This is a genomic window from Sandarakinorhabdus sp. AAP62 (assembly GCF_000331225.1).
In the GTDB taxonomy this organism is placed as follows: domain Bacteria; phylum Pseudomonadota; class Alphaproteobacteria; order Sphingomonadales; family Sphingomonadaceae; genus Sandarakinorhabdus.
In genome coordinates, this window is the sequence record NZ_ANFY01000004.1 from 111,594 (window position 1) to 130,929 (window position 19,336).

Below are 19,336 nucleotides of genomic sequence, written 5' to 3' on the forward strand. Positions count from 1 at the left end.
GAAAAAGCCGTCGGCGCCCGGGGCGCCGACGGCAGTATCGGGGGGTAAAGCAAATCAGAACTTGATGGAAGCGCTCGCCTGGAAGGTGCGGCCCAGCACATAGGTGTTGGTGTCGATCCGGCTGGCGTTCAGGCGCTGGAATTCCTGGTAGCGCGTGTTGGTCAGGTTGCGGCCTTCCAGCTTCACTTCCACTTCGCTGCCGAACAGCTTGATGCCCTGGCGCACCACGACATCGAGACGCAGGCCGGGCTTTTCCACCAGGTCGGGCTGGCCCGAGGGGCCGCGGAAGGCGACGCGGTTGCTGGCATAGTTCAAGAGGATGGTCTGTTCCGACAGGCCTTCATCATCCTGGAAGCCGAACGACAGGTTGGCGACATGGTCGGACTGGCCGGTGAGCGGCAGGCCGTTCCGGAAGATGTCGGTGGCCGGCACCACGGCGCCCGACAGCGGGAAGCGGGTGGTGTCACCGGCCTTCACGCGCAGTTCGGAGTTGGTCCAGGTATAGTTGGCCGAGATGAAGAAGCGGCGGGTGGCAAAGAAATCACCCCAGCCCGACAGGTCGAAATATTTCTGGGCTTCGATTTCGGCGCCATAGAGCCGGGCGTTCGGCACGTTGGCGAACGTCGTCTGGAAGGTGCCGCCCTGCACGAAGGCGATGGCATCGATCGGATTGTCGATATCCTTGAAGAAGCCGCCCACCGCCAGTCGCTCGTCACGGCCGAAATACCATTCATAGCGGGCTTCGATGTTGATCAGTTCCGAGTTGGTGAGGAACTGGTTGCCGAAGCTGAGACGATCGCTTTCGGTATCGAAATAGGGCTGCGGCGCCAGTTCGCGGAACTGCGGACGCGCAATGGTCTTCGAGGCGGCAACGCGGAGCTGCATGTCTTCGGCGAAATTCCAGGTGACGGTCAGTGCCGGCAGCCAGTAATCCTCGTCGATGTTGGTCGGCGTGTTGAACGACGAACCGGGGTTGGCGTTGAACACGTCGACCGGGGTCACGTTCTGCTTGCCGCTTTCATAGCGCACGCCCGCGACCAGCTGCACGCCGTCCGTCGGCTCGATCTCGATCTGGCCATAGCCAGCGTGCACCGTCAGATCAGCCTCATAGCGCGGCGACACGGTGGAGATGGTGTTGAGGATGATGCCGTAGGTGTAGACGTTGAAATCCGACAGCAGGAAATCGGGGCGCTGCTGGGTCACGGCACCGGGCAGGGCGGCGTTGGTCTGATAGCGATAGTCAAAGCGTTCCGAGACGCGATCAGCCTTGCTGTAGGCATAGCCGGCGGTAAGCTTGATCGGGAACGGGCCATTGCGGAACTTGTAGCCAAGGTCCAGACCGCCGCCCAGCACGTCTTCGTTCAGACGGCTGAAGGCGACCAGGCTGGATTGGCCCGGCGAGCGCAGATCGTTCACATAATCGCGGAACTGGGCCGAGAAGGCATAGTTGTTGAAGCGCTCATAGGGAGCAAGACGCTTCGAATTGGCGTAGGTGCCGCGCAGATCGACGGTGAGATCGTCGAACTTGAACTCGCCCACGAACTGCGTGTCGATCAGCTGGCGGCGGAACAGCGCGGTGGCGTTGCGCTGCAGCAGCACGTCGCGGCCGACGTTGATGTCGTCGGTGCCAACCTGGATGCGGGCTTCCTTGATGGTGTCGTTCACATAGACGTTGGAGAAACGGATCTTGTGATCGCCGAACTCGGCGCCGACGCTGAACAGGCCGTTGACGACGCTGCGGAACTCGGTCGCGGCGAAATCGAAATCCTGATCGGGAAGCAGTTGCAACTCGCCACCAGACACAGCAGCACCACCCGAAAGCTGCTGCTTGCCGGCCTTGGTCTGCCAATCGTTGGACAGGCCGGCGGCAAACACGAAACCGATGCGCGCGTCACCCACATCCCAGGCGCGGCCACCCGACATGTTGCCGCTCCAGTTGACCGGGATATTGTCGTTGCGGAAGATCACGTTGGTTTCGGCGTTGGCCAGCGTCGCGGTGATGTCCTGCAACTGGCGGAGGCTGTAATTGCCGCCCACGGCCAGCGCCGTGCCGGCATTCTGGCTGGCCTGAATGCCGGTGGGCAGACGGCGGGTGCCGTCATCATAGCCGGTCCAGTCCTTGCGGCCGCCGGCATAGACATAGCCCAGCTGGCCGGTGGTGGCGGTGTTGGCGCCGATGCTGCCGCCCACCGTGAAAAAGGCTTCCTTGGGCACGGCGCGGGTGGTCAGGTTGATGACGCCACCGCCGAATTCGCCGGGGAAATTGGCCGAATAGCTCTTCTGGACAACCGACGATGCCAGCACCGAGGTCGGGAACAGATCAAGCGGCACCACGCGGCGCAGCGGATCGGGCGACGGGATCGGCAGACCGTTCAGCAGCGCCAGCGAGTAACGCTCACCCAGGCCGCGGACATAGACATAGCGGCCGCCCACGACCGACAGGCCGGTGACACGCTTCAGCGCGCCGGCAATATCGCCTTCACCCGAACGCGCGATATCGGCCTGGCTCAGCACCGAGACCACTTCGCGGCTCAACCGCACGGTGTTGGGAATGCGCCGGCCGATGACAACGATCTCGCTGCCGCCACCGCCGGGGATCGAGATATCAACCGGTTCTTCTTCGGGCGGCGCCTCGGCAGCCGGGGCCGGTTCGGGCGCCGGTTGCGGGGCAGACTGGGCCCACGCCGGGGCGGCAAACGCCACCAGCATGGAGGTCGAAAGCAGGAGTGGCAGCTTGTTGGTCATTATCTTGTCCCCGGTCGAAGTGCGGTGGCCGGCAGCAGCGAGTTTCGCGCCGCCGGCCCCAGCCCTTACTGGATCGGCGCTTACTGGATCGGCGCGGGTGCAACGGTGCAGGCAGTGGCACCGGTGCCAACGCCGCAGGTCCAGCCGGCGTACCAGGTGTCGGCCGCATTGCGGAACGCACCAACGAAGGTGGTTTCATCGAAGAAAGTGCCGGTGCCGCTGAAGGCCGTGCGCGGATTGGTGGCAACGGCGCCGGTTTCGAAGCTGCCCGGCAGGAAGATGTCGGTCAGGGTCAAGGTCACCGGCGGCAGCAGATTGTTGTTGCCGGTGATGATCGGGGTGATCAGGCTGAGCGGCACGTCGCTTTCGTCACGCGCTGCGCCCGAGCAACCGAAGATCACCGAACGGACGATCGGTGCGCCGGCTTCGTCGGTCGGGGCATCGGCGGCGGCAACCGTCTGCGCACCATCGATGTCGAGGCACAGGCCGGTGGCGGTGGTGTTGCGGATGATGCCGTTCACCAGGCCGAAATCGGTGCCGCCGCGCAGCAGCAGGCTGTCGGGCGAGCGGTTGCCGATGAAGGTGAAGTTGGCGATGCGCGGGTTGGAACGCGGGTTGCGGGTTTCGTTGCCCGAGGTTTCGGCTTCGATCACGCGGTCACCGCCGGTGGTGCGCTGCACGACCAGGGCGTACTGGATCAGGCCCTTGTAGCCCAGATCGGTATCGATCGAGTCATCGTCCGCGCCGGTGACCACGATGCGCTTGTGGTTCACGCGGCCGCCGAACCATTCGATGCCATCATCCGAGCTGTTGTGGACCTGGATGAAGTTGGCGGTGGTGCCGCTGCCGACGCCGCCAAAGGTGATGCCGTTCAGTTCGTTGCCCGGGCTCACTTCGAAGCCGGGGTAACGCACCTGGATATAGGCGAGGCGACCGCTGTTGTCGGCCGGGCTGCCGCCGCCGTAGAAGGCGCCGGTGAGGCCTTCAACCGCCGACTGGCAGTTGACGGTGCCAGGCGTCGCGCCGGCACCAACGCAGGTGTGGATCGGCGCGCGGCCGAGCAGCACGATGCCGCCCCACTGACCGATCGAGCTGTCGTTGACATTGCCTTCCATGTTGGAACGGCTGGTGAAGACGATCGGGCGGGTGGCGGTGCCTTCGGCGAAGATCTGCGAACCGCGGTTGACCACCAGCGCATCGGCGCCCGACGAGCCAAACACGACCACGCCCGGATCGATGGTGAGGATGCCCTGTGCGCCGCCAGCGGCCGGGGCATTGGGATCAGCGCCCAGATCGATACCGACGTTGACACGGCCCGACAGCGAGTAGACCACGCCGCGGATGTTGGCGAGCGTGAGGCCGCCGGTGATGGTGCCGGAAATCTGGCAGTTGCGCAGATTGTTGATGACGCCAACGTTGGTGGTGCCGGTGGGGCAGCTGTCGGCAGGGCCGGTCGGCGTCGGGGTCGGGGTCGGCGTGGGGGCGGGCGCCGGGGCCGGGGCCGGCGGCGGCACCACAATGGCGCCTTCGCCGGGCGAGGCGATGTTCTTGGCGCCATCGCAGGCAGCCAGCGTGAGCGCCGAACCGATCATGAGGAGGGTGCGAAGGCGGATATTGCTTGAGCGGATCATGGGGTCACCCCTGTTGGCCGTGTGGTTTGAACAAACTGGGGTGCGCCTTGTGGCCGATCACGCCCCCGCGTTGCCGAGGGCTTTAGGCGTGATTCGTGGCGGTGCGGTTACGGGCGTGTTGCGATGTAGTGACGGATGAATGGCAATACTGTGACGCCGCCGTTGCGCTTTTGTGACATGGCTGGGCCGGCCAAGGTCAGGGGGTGACCACCGCTTCCCGCTGGGCATTACCCCGTCGGTAGACGATCTGCAGGCGGCCATTGGCGGCCAGCTCCTGCGGCAATTCCATGATCTTCTCTTCGGAAATCAGCTCTGCGCCGTTCGCCAGCAGCAGCACGTCGCCGGATTTCAGGCCAGCGCGGGCCAACGCCGGCAGCCCGGCCAGATTGTCGAGCCGCCAGCCCGCCAGCCGGCCCTGTTCGCGCAGCGGCGACAGCGCCAGCCGCCATGGTGTCGGATCGCCTCCGGGCGGTGCGGATGGCCCGGCCATGGCGGGCGCCGCATCGGCAAAGGCCAGCACCAATTCGCCAGACGGGCCGGCCAGGATGGCGCGGCCCGGCTCCACACGCAACAGCTTCACGCCGCCGGGCAGGGCGCGGCCGGGGCGCAGCAGATAGTGCTTCCCGCCCGCCACCACGATGGCCATGCCGCCATCCGGCCCGGCGCGCAGCCCGGCGAGTGCCAGATCGGCCGGCGCAGAAACGGCTGCAGCAGGAGGCGGCAGCGGTGCCGCGACAACCGGCGCCGGTGGTGACGGCAGCGGCGGCGCAGGCGGCGCTTCCTCACCGCCACCACGCAACACCCACACCAGCCCGGCCGAAAGCGCCAGCCCGCCGCCGATGGCCAGTGCCCATTCGCGGGGCGTGCTGGCGCGCCTTGTCGCCTTCATTGTGGACAGCCAGCCAGGCCCGCCACCGGCAGCACGACGGCGCTGCCATCGGCTTCGGTGATGGTCAGGCTGCCATCGCGCACCACGGCACCGCCGGCGGTGGCCGGCAAGATGGTCAGCCGCACCTCGAAACTGCGGTTGGCGGAACGGAAACGGCTGACGGGCGCAAAGCCCATCACCTCTTCGCCCTCTCGCGCTTCGGCTGGCAGATCGGTGGAGCGGCCGTCGATGATGGCGCGCAGCGTTGGCGGCGTGCGGTTCAGCATGGCGATGCGCCTGGTCGATGCCCGGTCCCACAGGAACAGCGCGCACTGGCCCGGCTCCAGCACCTGCTGCGGCAGTTCGGTGAATGGCGGCGGCAGTGCCGGCTGAGTGGTCGCCAGCTGCAGCGCGATGAAGGCCGTGATGATCATGCGCCACTTTCCTCTTTCACCAGGGCGCCGCCCTGCTCGCGGAATCCGGCGGCGATCAACGCCGTGGCTTCGCCCACGCCGGCACCCGCAACCGCCAGCCGCGCCGTCCAGCTTCCGTCTGAAACCGTCACGTCCAGCCGCACCCGGCCGTCGCCGCTGGCCAGCGGCAGCAGCAGCGCTGCCCCGTCGCAACGCGGTGCACCGCTGATCTGGCGCTGGCCCGCCAGCGGCAGCGCCAGATCGGCTGTCACCTGCCCACCCGCCGCTTCGCAGCGCCCGGCGCCATCCAATGTTGCCATCACGTCGGCAAGGCTGATCCCGGCCAGCGGCAGGCCGGTCAGCGGGCTGCCGTTCAGCCGGCCATTCAAACCCGCCACGCCGCCAGCCGTGAAGCCGCGCCAGAGCGTGCCATTGATACGGCCCGCCGTTTGCCAGCCGAGGCGGCCCTTGAGCAGCGCACCCGGCTGCAAGGCCAGGCCCACATCGCCCAGCTGCATCCGGCCCAGCGCGGCGCCGGCCAGCTGGGCTTGCCACACACTGCCGCTCACCGAAGTGGCGGCCAGCGGCGGGGCGGGCAGCAGCAGCCGCGCCGGGGCGAGCGCCACAAGCCCCACGATCACCCCAAGGCCCAAGGCCAGGATCCGCATCACTGCGCGCTCCGCACCAGCAGCCGCGCCCGCACCGATTGGTCCGGGTTGCGGGTGGCTTCCAGTTGCTCGATCACCAGGCCGTCGCGCTGCTCCAGTGCTGTCGCCCAGCCGATCAGCAAGCGACCGTTGATGGCGGCGATGTCGAGATTGGCCTGGCCCGGCCCCTGTGCTTCCAGCCGGGCCGCCTGCAGGCCGGCTTCGGCCAGACGGCGGTTCAGCACGTCGATCACGGCAGAGGGATTGGCGGCCGGGCGCGCCTTGATGGCTGCAGCCAGCGCCTGGCCCTGCGCCAGCCGGGCAGCCGCTGCACCGGCATCGGCCTGCGCCGTGGCGCGCGCGGCGGCCAGCGGGCGCACCAGCAGCAGCCAGAACAGCAGTGCGGCCAGCAGCGCCAGCATCACGCCGATCAGCCAGCGTTCGCGGCCCGTGCGCTGGGCCCACCATGGAGAAAGCATCGCCATCATCGCGCCCGCACCGTCACATCGCTGATGCTGCCATCGGCGGTGGCGCGGGTGGTGCCGGGTGCAGCAGCGAGGCCGGCGCCAGCCAGCGCATCGGCCAGCGCCTGCGCTTCCCCGGCGCCGCCGGCAACGCCCGCAACCAGACCGCCGGCCGGTGTATAGGTCAGGCTCGCCAATCCGGCGCCCGGCCGTGCGCTCAATGCCTGCACCACCGGCCCAGCCAGCGCCGCAAGCCCGCCGGCGGCACCGCGCTGCTGCGCCTGCGCCTGCAGGGCGGCGAACGCACTGGCGCCATCGGTTGCGCCCGGCGCCAGCGCCACCAGTTCCGCATCGGCCGCGCTGGCGGTGCTGCGCGCGTGGAGCAGGGCGGCAAGGTCTCCGCCCAGCCACAGCCCGGCGACGGCCGCGGCCAGGAGAGCGAGGCGCCGCAACTGCCTGCGATCCGGCTGCCAGCGGGTGACAGGCGCATAATCGCCCGTCAGCAGATCAAGCGGCAGCACTTCGGGCAGGGCGGGCTCCGCCACGGTGGTGGCATCGGTGCCGATGATGGCGGCGGCGAGATCGGCCTCGGCAGCAAAGGCGGCGCTGGCGCTGCGTGCCACCACGCGCGCGCCATCCTGCGCCACCGTCCAGCCGCTGGCGGGCGCCGGCAGCAGCAAGGGATCGGGGATGATGGCGCTGGGCTTCCAGCCGGCGCGCGCGGCTTCGGCCAGCCAGCCGGCCATCTGTTCACGCGCCACCACGGCCACGGGGCGCCGCCCGCCATCGGGCAGCTTTCCAAACGCACCATCGCCCGGGCCGACGGCGATATGCGGATCAGCCTCGGCCAGGCGATCGCCCAGCGCCAGCCGTGCGGCCGCAGCGGCCTGGGCGGGCGCCAGATCCGGCAGATCGAGCCAGTGCAGCGCCACCGCTTCGCCCGGCACAGCCAGCACCAGCGGCGAGCCATCGGGCGCCGGCCAGCCGGGGCCGCCCGTGCCGTCGCCGCGCTGCCAGCGTACGCGGGGCACGAGTGTGACAAGTACGGACCTTGGCATCATGTCTCCTCTCCCCAGCGCCGCAGCAGCAATCTGGCGGGCGCCGTGGCGGCATCGATCAGGCCGGTTTGCGCGAGGGTGACGCCATCGATGCGGGTGGTCATGCGATAGGCCACGAAGCGATCGCGCGTATCGGGCTGGCGCAGTGCGTCGGCGGCCTCGCTGCGCCCGGCGAGCAGCGGCTGCGCCCAGAAACGCGCCAGATCGCGCCAGCCGCCGGGCGGGCGGGCGGCGATCACGTCGCGCGCGGTGGCCAGCGGCACGCCGGTGATGGCGGCCAGCACTGGCGCATCGGCGGGCGTCAGGCTGTTGATATTGGGGCGGGACAATTCGGCTTCTGGCAGGGCGCACAGATGGGGCGCGGCGCGGGCGAAGATGGCCGGCGTCACCCCGGCCACGGCGCGCCACTCGCTGGTTTCGGCCAGCAATGTGCCTGCCGTGCGATAGGGCGTGGCGGCGCGGGCATAGGCCGGGTCTTCGGCGCCGCCATTTCCGGGCTGTTGATCGACATCCACCCAATCGGCGGTGGCCGCCGCGATGCGCAGGCTTTCGGCTTGCGGCACATCGAGCAGGGTGAGCAGCCGGGCGAGTTGCTCAACGCCAAAGGGCCGGGTGAGCGTGCGCCCCGGCGGCCCGACGGCGACGCTGTTGAGGTTGAAGCAATTGCCACCGGGGGTGAGCGTCACCGTGGTGGGGATGGACATTGGCAGGGCAAAGGGCTGCGCCGGCAGCTGCGGGAGCGGCAGCCGCGCGAGGATCATCGTCTCGCCGGCCAGCGCCGCACCGCGCGCCACTTCCAGCCCGGCGCGGGTGGTATCGAGATGACGGGCCAGCCGCAGCCGATCGAACAGACTGGTGGACAGCGCTGCCATCACGCCGACCAGCACCAGCACGTTGATCAGCGCTGCGCCCTGTTCATGGGGAGGAATCCGCCGCGTCATGCCGCGCCCCCCGGCCCCATCGGCACGATCTGGCGGACATGGCCGATCTGCGGGCCATCGAGGGTGAGTTCCAAGGCGCGCGGCAGCTGGCCGGGCTGGCCGGCCCAGCCATCCTGCCAGCCTTGCTGACCAAGCACCCGCAGCCGCGCCGACTTCACGCCCTTCGCCAGCACGCTGGCCTGAGTGGCTGCGGTGCCGTCCACCATTGCGGCAGACCGGCGCACCAGCGTGTCGCCATCGATCATCCATTCCACCCGCTGCAACGAGGCGCGCGGGGCCTGGCCCGGATTGGCCCAGCCGCGCCGCACCAGCGTGAACAGCGCGCCGCCATTGCTGCTGAACGCCGGCTGGGTGCGGCCTTCGACATCCCGCCACGGCCGCGGTGCAGCCTGCCCGGCATCGGCGGTGAGCAGCGCGCGCAGCCGGGCAAGATCGCCGCTGGCCCCCACCAGCACCTGCGCCTGGCCGCTGGCCTGCACGCTGCCGGCTAGCAGCGCCGTGCCGGCCGCCGCCATCAGGCCGAACAGGAACAGGCCAACGAGCAACTCGATGAGGGTGAAGCCGGCCTCTCTCACCGCCTGCTCCACAGCAATTTGTCGGCGGCGATCACCTGGCCGCCGTCACCAACGACCTCGACACTGATCAACTGCGTGCCGGGATCGGGGCCGGGACTGATCTGGCGCCGCCATGCCCAGTCGCGGCTGCCGGCGCGCTCGCGGCCCTGATCGGCGGCGGGCGGGGTGGCGGACAGCATCGCTTCCAGCGCCTGGTTGCGGGCAACGATGGCGGCATATTGGCGGTCGCTGAGCGTGGACGCGCTGGCAAGGCTGACGCCCTGCAACCGGATGAGCGCGACGGCGGCGAGGCCGAAGATGGCGAGTGCGACCATCACTTCGATCAGGGAAAAGCCGGTGGCTTTCGCCAGACAGGCACAGTCCCGCTCATGCCGCGCATGATCCCGGTGTTCGGTCCTAGCGCGCACGGACTTCGCCTGCCGCATCAATGGTCACGCTGGCCGCTGCGTCGCCGCTGCGCACGACAATCCGCGCCGGGGTGGCAAGGCCGGTGGCGTCAAAGCTGATCGGGCCCGCCGGCTCGGTGGCAAGTGTCAGCCCGTCCGGCGCCGGCGGCGCGAACGCCGTGCTCTGCCCGGTCAGGATCGCCATGTCGCGCGTCGCTGCGGCCTGTGCCGCCAGTTTCACGGCTGCGCTGCGCACCCGGTCGTCAGGGCCGGGCAGGGTGAGGACAAGCGCCGCACTGGTGATACCGATGATGGCCATGACCACCACCAGCTCGACCAGCGTGAAGCCGGCCTCAGAGGTTCCAGTTGCCGATGTCATCGGCCTCCCCTCCCGGGCCAGTCAGGCCATCCGGGCCCATCGACCACACGTCGAACGGCCCGTGGCGGCCGGGACTGGCATATTGATAGGGCTTGCCCCACGGATCATTGGGCAGCCGCTGCACATAGCCGCCGGGGCGATAGCGTTCCGGCTGGGCCATGTCGGTGGGTGCGGCCTTCAGCGCGGCAAGGCCTTGGCTGCTGGTCGGAAATACCATCGTGTCCGCCTTGTAGCTGGTCAGCGCGGTTTCCAGCGTGGCGATGTCGGCACGGGCGCGGGTGATGGCGGCCTTGTCCACATCAGGCAGCACGTTCAGCACCACCACGGTGGTGAGGATGCCGATGATGACGATCACCACCATCATCTCGATCAGGGTGAAGCCATTGGGGGTGGGGCGGTTGCGGCGCTTCATGGTGTGGCCAGGCTTTCGAGTTGCAGGATGGGCAGCAGGATGGAGAGCACGATCACCGCGACGGCGCCGCCCATGACGAGGATGATCGCCGGTTCCAGCAGGCTGAGCGCCGAACGGGTGAGCGCATCATATTCGCGTTCCAGCGCTTCGGCGCCTTTTTCCAGCATCACGTCCAGCCGGCCGGCGCTTTCGCCGCCCGCTGCCATGGCGACCAGCAGCGGCGGCAGGATGGCAGCCCGGCGCATGGCGGCGGTGAGGCTGGCGCCTTCGCTGATATCATCGGCCATCTGCGCGACGCGCATCCGGATCTCGCGATTGCCGATGGTGGGCAGGGTGAGCTTGAGGCCATCGACCAGCGGCAGCCGGCTGGCCACCATCATGGCGAGCGTGCGTGCCAGCCGGGCCGCCTGCCAGTCGCGCAGCAGCCGGCCCAGCAGCGGCAGGCCGAGCAGCCAGGCATCGAAGCGGCGGCGCAGGGCCTCGTCTTGCAAGGCGCGATTGGCGGCAATTGCTGAGCCGGCACCGAGCAGCAGGATCCCCCACCAGCCCGCCGCCAGCGCGTGGGAGAGGGCCATGACGACGCGGGTGAGCAGCGGCAAGGTCTGGCCGATATCGGCGAACTGTTCGGCGATGCGCGGCACCACGAAGATCATCAGCGCCGCCACCGCCAGTGTGGCGACGGCGGCCAGCGCGGCGGGATAGGCCAGCGCCGCCTGCACCCGGCCCTTCATCTCGGCCTGGCGATCGAGCAGCGCCGCCAGCCGCTCCAGCACCTGCGGCAGCGTGCCGGCGCCTTCGCCGGCGGCCACCATGGCGCGGTAGAGCGGCGGGAAACTCGCGCCTTCCAGGGCCATTGCGTCGGACAAGCGGCGGCCTTCGATCACCGCGCCATGCACGTTGGTCAGCACGGCGCGGGCCTTGTCACCCTCCGTCTGCTTGACGATGGTGCGCAGCGCTTCTTCCAATGGTGTCACGCTGGCCAGGGTCGCCAGCTGGCGGGTGAACAGGCCGAGCGCATTGGGCTTCAGCCGCGCGCTGCCGCTGGCCAATGTGGGCTCGCTGGTGGCGGCGGCCTCCAGTTTGGTTGCAAACAGCCGCTTGTCGAGCAGATCGGCGCGTGCTGCCGCGCTGCTCGGCGCGCTGATGCGGCCGGCGCGCGGCTTGCCTTCGATGTCGAGCGCTTCGTAGCGAAACTCAGCCATCGGCCGGCTCCGGCTCGGCAGTGCCCATCACGCGCAGCGCTTCGGCCGGCGAGGTGAGGCCATCGATCACGGCCTGCGCCGCAATTGCCGGCAAGCCGGGGCTGCCGGCGGCGGCGGCGAGATCGGCGGCGGTGGCGCCTTCATTGATGCGGGCGGCCAGCGCGTCGGTCATGCGGATGATGTCATAGAGGCCCACACGGCCCTGCCAGCCAGTGTGATTGCAGGTCTCGCAGCCCGGTGCCGCCCACACCGGCGTGCCGGCGGCGATACCCAGCGCCGCCGCAGTGCCGGCGTCGGCGGGGTGGGCAGTCCGGCAAGCGGGGCACAGCCGACGCACCAGCCGCTGCGCCACCACGGCGCGCAGCGTGGCGGCGAGCAGGAAGGGCTCCACGCCGAAATCACGCAGCCGGGTGATGGCGCTGGCGGCATCATTGGTGTGCAGCGACGACAGCACGAGGTGGCCGGTGAGCGCGGCCTGCACGGCAATGCTGGCCGTTTCGGCGTCGCGGATTTCGCCGACCATCACCACGTCCGGATCCTGCCGCAGGATGGCCCGCAGCCCGGCGGCAAAGCTCAAGCCCACCTTGGGGTTCACCTGGGTCTGGCCGATGCCATCGACGGCATATTCCACCGGGTCTTCCACCGTCAGGATATTCCGCCGGCCATCGTTCAAGAGCTTCAGCCCGGCATAGAGCGTTGTCGTCTTGCCGCTGCCCGTCGGCCCCGTCACCAGCACCAGGCCATTGGCTTCGGCGAGGCCGGCGCGGAAGGCCCGTTCGGCCGCGGCGGGCATGCCGAGCGCGGCCAGATCGATACCGGCATTTTCCTTGTCGAGCAGGCGTAGCACCACGCGCTCACCGCCGCGCGCCGGCAGGGTGGAGACGCGCACATCGAGCCGCTTGCCGCCCAGCGCCAGGTCCATGCGGCCATCCTGCGGCAGGCGCCGTTCGGCGATATCAAGCCGCGCCATCACCTTGATGCGGCTGACCAGCACCGGCGCCACACCGGGCGGCAGGCGGTGCATTTCCTTCAGCTCGCCATCGGCGCGCATCCGCACCACCAGCGCGCTTTCGAACGGTTCGATGTGGATGTCCGAGGCCTTCAGGCGCGCGGCCTCGGCAATCAGCCCGTTGATCAGCCGGATGGCCGGCGCCTCGTCGTCGCTGGCCAGCAGGTCTTCGGCAGACGGCAGATCATCGCCAAAACCGGCCAGTTCGTCGGCCTCTCCGGCGTAGGAGGAGCGGGCATAATGATCCTGCAGCAGCCGGTCGAACTCGGCGTCGTCCACGTGCCTGAGCGCCAGCGGACGGCCGGCGACGCGGCGCACTTCGGCCAGGGCTGCCACGTTGCTGCCGGGCCGGCGCACCACTTCCGCCACGTCGCCCATCACGGTGACGATCATCCCTTGCGCCTTGGCAAAGGCATAAGAGAGGGCGGGCTGGCTCATGGTTTGGGCGGGGCAGGCGGCGCAGCAGCAGGGGGGGCGCCCGGGATCGGCGCCTTCAGATAGTCACGCACCAGCGCATCGATGCTGGTGTCCTGCGTGCCCTCGCGGCGGGCCTGTTCGGCGCGCACATATTGATAGCGATCGCCGGTCATCCGTTCGGCATCCTCGGCATTGCGGATGATGGTCGGGCGGATGAACACCATCAGGTTGGTCTTGGTGCGGTTGCGCGATTTCGAACGGAACAGATTGCCGAGGAAGGGAATATCGCCCAGCAGCGGCACCTTCTCGATGGCGCGGCGCTCATTCTCGTCAATCAGGCCGCCGAGCGCGAGGATCTGGCCATCGTCCACCGTCACCGTGGTTGAAATCTCGCGCTTGTTGAGGATCAGGTCGGGCACGTTCTGGGTGATCACGGCATCCGAAATGCTGCTCACTTCCTGGCGCAGATTGAGCTTGATGGTGCCGCCGGCGTTGATCTGCGGGCGCACATCCAGCGCAATGCCGATGTCCTGCCGCTGCACGGTGCGGAAGGCATTGTCGAAATTGTTGGAAAGCGCCTGTCCGGTGGCCAGCGGCACGTTCTGGCCCACCAATATGCGCGCCTGGGCGTTGTCGAGCGTCACCACCGACGGGGTGGAGAGCACGTTCGACGCGGTATCGGCCTTCACGGCATTGACCACGAAACCGAACACCGCATTGCTACCGAGATTGCCGCCAAAGCCGAACTGGCCGCCATTGGCATTCAGGAGGCTGTTCACCGCTGCACTGCGCAGCGCCACCGTGGTCGCATTGTCCTGCCCATAGCGTTTTTCCGCCGCAATGGCCCCGGCCACCGCCAGCAGGTTGGGCGCAGCGTTGCTGTAGTTGGTGACGGAAAAGGGGATGTTGCTGTTGCCGGTGCCCGACAGCAGGAACTGCACCCCCAGCCGCTGGGCGGCAATGTCGCTGATCTCGACGATCACGGCTTCCACCAGCACCTGTTCGCGGCGCACATCCAGCTGGCGGATCACTTCGCCCAGCCGGCGCTGCACATCGGCCGGCGCGGCAATCACGATGGCATTGGCGCCTTCATAACGCGCGATCACCGCCTGGCCGCGGCCGATGCTGGCACCGGGCACGAAACCGCTGGTGCCCAGCGAGCCTCCGCTTGGCGCTGCCTGCAGCGGCGCGCTGGTGGCGGGTTGCTGGCCCTGATTGGCGGCATTGGCGTTGCCGAACGCGCTCTGCACCGGCATCGCCTGCGGGGCGGACTGGCTGGCAGGGCTGACCGGCTGGCCCACCAGCTGCTGCAACACCGGCACCAGCTTTTCGGCATCGGCATGGTTGAGGAAGAACACCCGCACATCGCTGCCGGCCGCCGCCGCCTGATCGAGATCGGCGACGGTGCGCGCCAGCTTGGCCAGCGTGGCCGGATCGCCGCGCAGCACCAGTGAATTGCTGGCATCGACGGGCGCGACCTGCCAACCACGGCCTTCGGCAGAGCCTTGCGCGACCTGGGCGAGGCTGGTGGCAATCTCGCGCGCGCCGGCGTGTTTCAGCGGGATGATGCGCACGGCGGCCCGGTCCTGATCGATCTGGCGGGCCAGCTGGCGCACACGGGCGACATTATCGGCATAATCGGCGACGATCACCGCATTGCCGGCGCGATTGGCGGTCACCTGGCCCTCGCGGGAGACGAGCGGGCGCAGCGTTTCGATGGCTGAGGCGGCATCGATGAAATTCAGGTTGAGCACGGTGGTTTCAAACCGGTCCCGGCCCTGGCCACCCGACGGCTGCGTGGCAGCCCCATCGGCCGGCGCCACGCGGAACGCCCCGCCCGCAGCCGGCGTGACGACGAGGCCATTGGCGCGCAGGGTGGAGAGGAAGAGCTCGAAATAGCCGGCCTGATCAAGCGGCCGTTCGGAGACGACCGACACCTTCCCCTGCACGCGCGGATCGATGATGAAGGTGCGCCCCGTCGCGCGCGACACATCCTGGATGAAGGCGCGCACATCGGCATCGCGCAGATTGACCGTCTGCTGGGCCAGCACCGGGGCCGCGACCAGCAGAAGTGCAAGCAGCAACGTGGCGGGGGCAGGGGCGAATTTGCGGGTCATTTCTTGTCCTGCCGGGGCGGTGCGGCATCGGCGGCACTGCCCGATTGATCGATATAGAGTTGCTCTCGCGCGCCGCCGCGATCCAGCGTCACGGATTCAAATTCCACCGCTGCAAGGCGCACGCCGGGCATGATCTCCTCGCCCACGCCCACGCTTTTCTGCTGGCCGTCGGGCGTCGCCAGGATCGCCGATCCCCGGCCTGATGCTGCATCAACGCGCGTGCCGAGCAGCACCAGATCGAGCGCCGAAACCGCGTCGGCCGTTGCCGGGCCAGTCGGGAAGAACGGATCAACCGCCACCACCACCGGCCCCGAAGGCAGCGCCGCCAATGGCATGCCAAGCGGCCCCGCCGGCGTGATCGCCAGCCAGAAGAGACGCGCCGCGACCATCCCGGCCAGCCCCCAGCCAGCCAGTTCGGCACCGCCCAGCAGGCGGGCCGGCCATGGTGGTTTTTCCTCGGTCCGGATCAGCGGCTGCACCCCTCAAAACGCAATCATCCGCAAGCGTTCGCAGCCTAGCCGGATTCGCTTCATGTGCCAGCCCCTATCGGCTGCGTGTGACGGTTGGGTTACAGCTGCGTGACAGCGTTTGGGCTCACTTGGGCGGCTGCAGCAGATTGTGACGGCGCAGCACGGCCTGCAACTGGTCGTGCGGCAGGGCCGAAACCGTCCAGTAATCGGCGCCAGTCATGGTCTTGGCGGCGATCATGGCGTTGATCACGGCTTCTTCCACGCCTTCGATGGTGGCGGTGAAGAGCGGGTTGATGGCGGCGTTGGGCAGGCGCGCTACCGTGGCCGGTGTGTCGGCGGCTGCGTGCCAGTTGCCATCATCCACGCCCGGATTGGCGGTGGAAAAGGCGATGAAGATATCGCCCGAACCATCGGCCAGGATCGAGCCCAGCCGGCCCAGGCCCGCCGTGCCGCGCCGGGCCAGCCGCTTCAACTGTTCGGCGGTAAGCGGCGCATCGGTGGCGATGACGATGATGATGGAGCCGCGATGCTCTTCGTCGCGATCATCAGCCAGCGCCAGCTTCTTCGGGTCGCACACGGGCGCAGTCTTGCCGCGGCGCTGCTGCGGGGTGGGCAGCAGCTTCGTCACGCAAGGCTCCTGCAAGTTCATTTCGCGCGCGACGTTGATGCCGGCAATGCGCAGTCCCATCGCCGATCCGTAATTGCACTGCACCAGCACGCCGACGGTGTAGCCGCCTTCGGCCGTCATCAGCTTGCGCGATGCCGTGCCGGTGCCGCCCTTGAAGCCGTTGCACAGCATGCCGGTGCCGCCGCCCACATTGCCTTCCGCCACCGGGCCCGGTTTGGCGCTGTCCATCGCGTCCAGCGTGTCCTGCACGGTCACATGCTGGCCGGCCATGTCGTGCAGCGTCGCATCGGCGGTTTCAGCGACCAGCGGATACCAGAAGGCGCCCTTGCGGTGATCGGCCAGCCATTTGAAGGCAGCGTCGCGCACCACGCCCACGCTGCCGGTGCCGGTGATCAGGATCGGCGTTTCCAGTACGCCGCCTTCCTCCACCCAGTGGGTGCCGGTCATGTCGCCATTGCCGTTGCCGGCAAAGAAGCCGGCAAACACGCCGCGATGATCGGCTTTCCCGCGCGGGAAGATGGCGGTGACGCCGGTCCGCACCGGGCCTTTGCCCCGCTCCCGTGCGCCATCACCCGATATCAACGTCTTGAAGCCGACTTCGATGCCGGGAACATCGGTGATGGCATTCAGCGGGCCCGGCACACCGTCAAAGGGCACGCCCAGATCGCGGGCGCGCGGGCCGGCGGTTGCACTGCTGGCCAGAATCGCGGCCGCCAGGATCAGATGCTTCATGGTTTTTCCCCCGTTGGCAGCAAGGCTAGCCGGAGGCAGCGGCCGGCGCAAATTTGACTTCTGTGCACAATGCGTCCAAAGGGCGCCGACAACTCGATGGGCGCGTGATCGGAGCACCAAGCTCCAGGGCCCCACCCCCCAAACTTGCTTCCCTTATCACGCGGGTTGCCAGGCAACCCCGGGTCTTTTGGCCCTCCCGGTTGGCATGGTGCCTTCCGGGCGCATGATATTGTTGGAACAAACTCACATGAACTTCTCTGATCTCGCGCTTGCCGAGCCGATTGCCCGCGCCATTGCCGACAAGGGCTATGACACGCCGTCGCCGATCCAGCAGGCGGCGATCCCGCCAGCGCTGGCCGGCAACGACGTGCTGGGCCTCGCCCAGACCGGCACCGGCAAGACGGCGGCCTTCGCGCTGCCGATCCTCAACCGCCTCGCTGCCAACCCCAAGCATCGCCTGAAGCTCTCCACCCGCGTGCTGGTGCTGGCACCCACCCGCGAACTGGCCGCGCAGATTGCCGCCAGCTTCACCGCCTACGGCCGTTACCTCAAGCTGTCGGTCGCCTGCGTGTTTGGCGGCGTGCCGATCGGCCGCCAGGAACGCGCGCTGTTCCCGGGTGTGGACGTGCTGGTGGCCACGCCGGGCCGTCTGCTCGATCTGGTGATGAAGGGCGCGTGCGACCTTGGCCATGTCGAGATGCTGGTGCTCGACGAATGCGATCAGATGCTCGATCTCGGCTTCGTGCATGATCTGAAGCGCATCACCGGCCTGCTGCCCAAGCAGCGCCAGTCGATGCTGTTTTCCGCGACGCTGCCGCCCGCCATCGAGGAACTGGCCCAGCGTTACCTGAAGAACCCGGTCAAGGTCGCCGTGAAGCCGGCCGCCACCACCGCCGAGCGTGTGGTGCAATCGGTGATCCATGTTTCCCAGCCGGAAAAGCTGGCGCTGCTGGCGCATCTGCTGGTGGATGAGGACGTGGCCAGCACCATCGTCTTCACCCGCACCAAGCATGGCGCCGATCGCGTTGTGCGCCAGCTTTCCGCGCACAAGATCGCGGCGGAGGCCATTCACGGCAATCGCAGCCAGGCCCAGCGCACCCGCGCGCTCACCGCGTTCCGCTCGGGCGAGATCAAGGTGCTGGTGGCGACCGATATCGCGGCCCGCGGCCTCGACATCCCGGCGGTGAGCCACATCTTCAACTATGAACTTCCGAACGTGCCGGAACAATATGTGCACCGCATCGGCCGCACCGCCCGCGCTGGCCGCGAAGGCCGGGCGATTGCGCTGTGCGCGCCCGACGAGCGCCCGTATCTGAAGGATATCGAGCGCCTGATCCGCATGCCACTCGACCAGCAGCCGCTGCCGGCCAATTTCCGCGATCTGGTGGGGCTGACGGCCAAGCTGATCAAGTCCAGCCCGTCGGCCGCCGAACCGCCGCGTGAAGAGCGCAATTTCAACCGCGGCCCCAGTGGCCGTGGCCGTGATCCGCGCGCCGTGGTTCATGCCGATGGCCGGGGTCCGCGACGCGAAGGCGGCGGTGGCCGTGACGGTGGCCGTGAAGCGGCCCGTGACGGTGCCCGCCGCGAAGGCGGCTTTGGTCGCCCCGAAGGCGCCCGCCCGCAAGGCCCGCGTCCGCAAGGTGCTCGCCCGCAGGGTCGTCCCGGTGGCGGCTTCGGCGGTCAGCGGGGCAGCGGTCAGCGCCGTTCGCCCGCCGGTCGCTGATCGACTGACACGAAAAACCCCCGCCAGAGCGATCTGGCGGGGGTTTTCGTTTGCGTCAGGCGTTGCGGCTCAGGCCACGGTCGCCTTCACGATGCTGCCCGGCGTGCGCGGCGGTTCGCCCTTGGGCAGCGCGTCGACATGTTCCATGCCGGAAATCACTTCACCCCACACCGTGTACTGGCGGTCGAGGAAGCGGGCATCGTCAAAGCAGATGAAGAACTGGCTGTTGGCGCTGTGCGGCGCGCTGGTGCGGGCCATCGAGCAGACGCCGCGCACGTGCGGCACGTCGTTGAATTCGGCCTTCAGGTCGGGCAGGTCGCTGCCGCCGGTGCCGGTGCCCTTGGGGCAGCCGCCCTGGGCCATGAAGCCGGGGATCACGCGGTGGAACTTGACGCCGTTGTAGAAACCCTGACGCGCCAGCGTGGTGATGCGTGTCACATGGCCGGGGGCGACATCGGGGCGCAGCTTGATGACGACATCGCCGCCGCTGTCGAGAGTAAGGGTAAGCGTTTCGGCCAT

Annotated in this window: 19 protein-coding genes; 1 reads left to right on the plus strand and 18 read right to left on the minus strand. The window is 68.5% G+C overall.

Annotated elements, in window-relative coordinates; translation table 11 throughout:
- Window positions 1-54 precede the first annotated feature (54 nt).
- The 17 genes from D619_RS0103920 to D619_RS0104000 all read right to left on the minus strand — a co-directional run bounded on the left by D619_RS0103920 (window position 55) and on the right by D619_RS0104000 (window position 17,094).
- Window positions 55-2,745, minus strand: coding sequence for a TonB-dependent receptor (locus tag D619_RS0103920; RefSeq protein WP_017667263.1), 2,691 nt, complete (start codon window positions 2,743-2,745; stop codon window positions 55-57).
- Window positions 2,746-2,825: 80 nt separating this feature from the next.
- Window positions 2,826-4,376, minus strand: coding sequence for a hypothetical protein (locus tag D619_RS0103925; protein WP_017667264.1), 1,551 nt, complete (start codon window positions 4,374-4,376; stop codon window positions 2,826-2,828).
- 196 nt (window positions 4,377-4,572) lie between these two features.
- A complete protein-coding gene (locus D619_RS0103930) occupies window positions 4,573-5,265 on the minus strand; it encodes a hypothetical protein (RefSeq protein ID WP_017667265.1) in 693 nt (230 codons plus the stop codon).
- Window positions 5,262-5,678 (minus strand): hypothetical protein, encoded by a 417-nt coding sequence (locus tag D619_RS0103935; protein WP_017667266.1) that lies wholly within the window; start codon window positions 5,676-5,678, stop codon window positions 5,262-5,264. Before D619_RS0103935 ends, D619_RS0103930 begins: the two co-directional genes overlap by 4 nt.
- Window positions 5,675-6,325 carry a type II secretion system protein N gene (gene gspN, locus D619_RS0103940; protein WP_017667267.1) on the minus strand — a complete coding sequence of 217 codons (651 nt, stop codon included), beginning with the start codon at window positions 6,323-6,325 and terminating at the stop codon, window positions 5,675-5,677. Before gspN ends, D619_RS0103935 begins: the two co-directional genes overlap by 4 nt.
- The gene (gspM, locus tag D619_RS17115; protein ID WP_017667268.1) at window positions 6,325-6,789 is read right to left on the minus strand and encodes a type II secretion system protein GspM; all 465 of its coding nucleotides are present in this window, start codon (window positions 6,787-6,789) and stop codon (window positions 6,325-6,327) included. The genes gspN and gspM overlap by 1 nt, the downstream gene beginning before the upstream one ends.
- Window positions 6,789-7,829, minus strand: coding sequence for a type II secretion system protein GspL (gene gspL / locus D619_RS17120; RefSeq protein ID WP_081587021.1), 1,041 nt, complete (start codon window positions 7,827-7,829; stop codon window positions 6,789-6,791). The genes gspM and gspL overlap by 1 nt, the downstream gene beginning before the upstream one ends.
- Window positions 7,826-8,767, minus strand: a complete 942-nt coding sequence (gene gspK / locus D619_RS0103955; RefSeq protein ID WP_017667270.1) for a type II secretion system minor pseudopilin GspK — start codon at window positions 8,765-8,767, stop codon at window positions 7,826-7,828. The genes gspL and gspK overlap by 4 nt, the downstream gene beginning before the upstream one ends.
- Window positions 8,764-9,342 (minus strand): type II secretion system minor pseudopilin GspJ, encoded by a 579-nt coding sequence (gspJ, locus tag D619_RS0103960; protein WP_193743249.1) that lies wholly within the window; start codon window positions 9,340-9,342, stop codon window positions 8,764-8,766. Before gspJ ends, gspK begins: the two co-directional genes overlap by 4 nt.
- A complete protein-coding gene (gene gspI, locus D619_RS0103965; protein ID WP_152417289.1) occupies window positions 9,339-9,767 on the minus strand; it encodes a type II secretion system minor pseudopilin GspI in 429 nt (142 codons plus the stop codon). Before gspI ends, gspJ begins: the two co-directional genes overlap by 4 nt.
- Window positions 9,739-10,107, minus strand: coding sequence for a prepilin-type N-terminal cleavage/methylation domain-containing protein (locus D619_RS17125; RefSeq protein ID WP_017667273.1), 369 nt, complete (start codon window positions 10,105-10,107; stop codon window positions 9,739-9,741). The genes gspI and D619_RS17125 overlap by 29 nt, the downstream gene beginning before the upstream one ends.
- The gene (gspG, locus tag D619_RS0103975) at window positions 10,082-10,519 is read right to left on the minus strand and encodes a type II secretion system major pseudopilin GspG (protein ID WP_017667274.1); all 438 of its coding nucleotides are present in this window, start codon (window positions 10,517-10,519) and stop codon (window positions 10,082-10,084) included. The genes D619_RS17125 and gspG overlap by 26 nt, the downstream gene beginning before the upstream one ends.
- Window positions 10,516-11,721 carry a type II secretion system F family protein gene (locus D619_RS0103980; protein WP_017667275.1) on the minus strand — a complete coding sequence of 402 codons (1,206 nt, stop codon included), beginning with the start codon at window positions 11,719-11,721 and terminating at the stop codon, window positions 10,516-10,518. Before D619_RS0103980 ends, gspG begins: the two co-directional genes overlap by 4 nt.
- Window positions 11,714-13,123 (minus strand): ATPase, T2SS/T4P/T4SS family, encoded by a 1,410-nt coding sequence (locus D619_RS0103985; RefSeq protein ID WP_279379370.1) that lies wholly within the window; start codon window positions 13,121-13,123, stop codon window positions 11,714-11,716. The genes D619_RS0103980 and D619_RS0103985 overlap by 8 nt, the downstream gene beginning before the upstream one ends.
- Before the next feature lie 41 nt (window positions 13,124-13,164).
- Entirely contained in the window at window positions 13,165-15,264 is a 2,100-nt protein-coding gene (gspD, locus tag D619_RS15500; protein WP_017667277.1) for a type II secretion system secretin GspD, read from the minus strand.
- The gene (locus tag D619_RS15505) at window positions 15,261-15,743 is read right to left on the minus strand and encodes a type II secretion system protein N (RefSeq protein WP_017667278.1); all 483 of its coding nucleotides are present in this window, start codon (window positions 15,741-15,743) and stop codon (window positions 15,261-15,263) included. Before D619_RS15505 ends, gspD begins: the two co-directional genes overlap by 4 nt.
- A 115-nt stretch (window positions 15,744-15,858) precedes the next feature.
- Window positions 15,859-17,094, minus strand: a complete 1,236-nt coding sequence (locus D619_RS0104000) for a P1 family peptidase (protein ID WP_017667279.1) — start codon at window positions 17,092-17,094, stop codon at window positions 15,859-15,861.
- 247 nt (window positions 17,095-17,341) lie between these two features.
- Here D619_RS0104000 and D619_RS15510 point away from each other — a divergent pair, with 247 nt between their 5' ends.
- A complete protein-coding gene (locus tag D619_RS15510) occupies window positions 17,342-18,817 on the plus strand; it encodes a DEAD/DEAH box helicase (RefSeq protein ID WP_017667280.1) in 1,476 nt (491 codons plus the stop codon).
- Between the two features lie 69 nt (window positions 18,818-18,886).
- Here the strand turns inward: D619_RS15510 and D619_RS0104010 are convergent, their stop codons facing one another.
- The gene (locus D619_RS0104010; protein ID WP_017667281.1) at window positions 18,887-19,336 is read right to left on the minus strand and encodes a peptidylprolyl isomerase; all 450 of its coding nucleotides are present in this window, start codon (window positions 19,334-19,336) and stop codon (window positions 18,887-18,889) included.

Coding starts and splice junctions, on each gene's coding strand:
- gspL (WP_081587021.1), bottom strand. CDS start 7,829: ATGATGCCAAGGTCCGTACTTGTCACACTCGTGCCCCGCGTACGCTGG.
- D619_RS0104010 (WP_017667281.1), bottom strand. CDS start 19,336: ATGGCCGAAACGCTTACCCTTACTCTCGACAGCGGCGGCGATGTCGTC.
- D619_RS0103920 (WP_017667263.1), bottom strand. CDS start 2,745: ATGACCAACAAGCTGCCACTCCTGCTTTCGACCTCCATGCTGGTGGCG.
- D619_RS0103925 (WP_017667264.1), bottom strand. CDS start 4,376: ATGATCCGCTCAAGCAATATCCGCCTTCGCACCCTCCTCATGATCGGT.
- D619_RS17125 (WP_017667273.1), bottom strand. CDS start 10,107: ATGACATCGGCAACTGGAACCTCTGAGGCCGGCTTCACGCTGGTCGAG.
- D619_RS0103935 (WP_017667266.1), bottom strand. CDS start 5,678: ATGATCATCACGGCCTTCATCGCGCTGCAGCTGGCGACCACTCAGCCG.
- gspK (WP_017667270.1), bottom strand. CDS start 8,767: ATGACGCGGCGGATTCCTCCCCATGAACAGGGCGCAGCGCTGATCAAC.
- gspM (WP_017667268.1), bottom strand. CDS start 6,789: ATGGCGATGCTTTCTCCATGGTGGGCCCAGCGCACGGGCCGCGAACGC.
- gspI (WP_152417289.1), bottom strand. CDS start 9,767: ATGCGGCAGGCGAAGTCCGTGCGCGCTAGGACCGAACACCGGGATCAT.
- gspG (WP_017667274.1), bottom strand. CDS start 10,519: ATGAAGCGCCGCAACCGCCCCACCCCCAATGGCTTCACCCTGATCGAG.
- gspN (WP_017667267.1), bottom strand. CDS start 6,325: ATGCGGATCCTGGCCTTGGGCCTTGGGGTGATCGTGGGGCTTGTGGCG.
- D619_RS0103930 (WP_017667265.1), bottom strand. CDS start 5,265: ATGAAGGCGACAAGGCGCGCCAGCACGCCCCGCGAATGGGCACTGGCC.
- D619_RS0103985 (WP_279379370.1), bottom strand. CDS start 13,123: ATGATCGTCACCGTGATGGGCGACGTGGCGGAAGTGGTGCGCCGGCCC.
- D619_RS0104000 (WP_017667279.1), bottom strand. CDS start 17,094: ATGAAGCATCTGATCCTGGCGGCCGCGATTCTGGCCAGCAGTGCAACC.
- D619_RS0103980 (WP_017667275.1), bottom strand. CDS start 11,721: ATGGCTGAGTTTCGCTACGAAGCGCTCGACATCGAAGGCAAGCCGCGC.
- gspD (WP_017667277.1), bottom strand. CDS start 15,264: ATGACCCGCAAATTCGCCCCTGCCCCCGCCACGTTGCTGCTTGCACTT.
- D619_RS15510 (WP_017667280.1), top strand. CDS start 17,342: ATGAACTTCTCTGATCTCGCGCTTGCCGAGCCGATTGCCCGCGCCATT.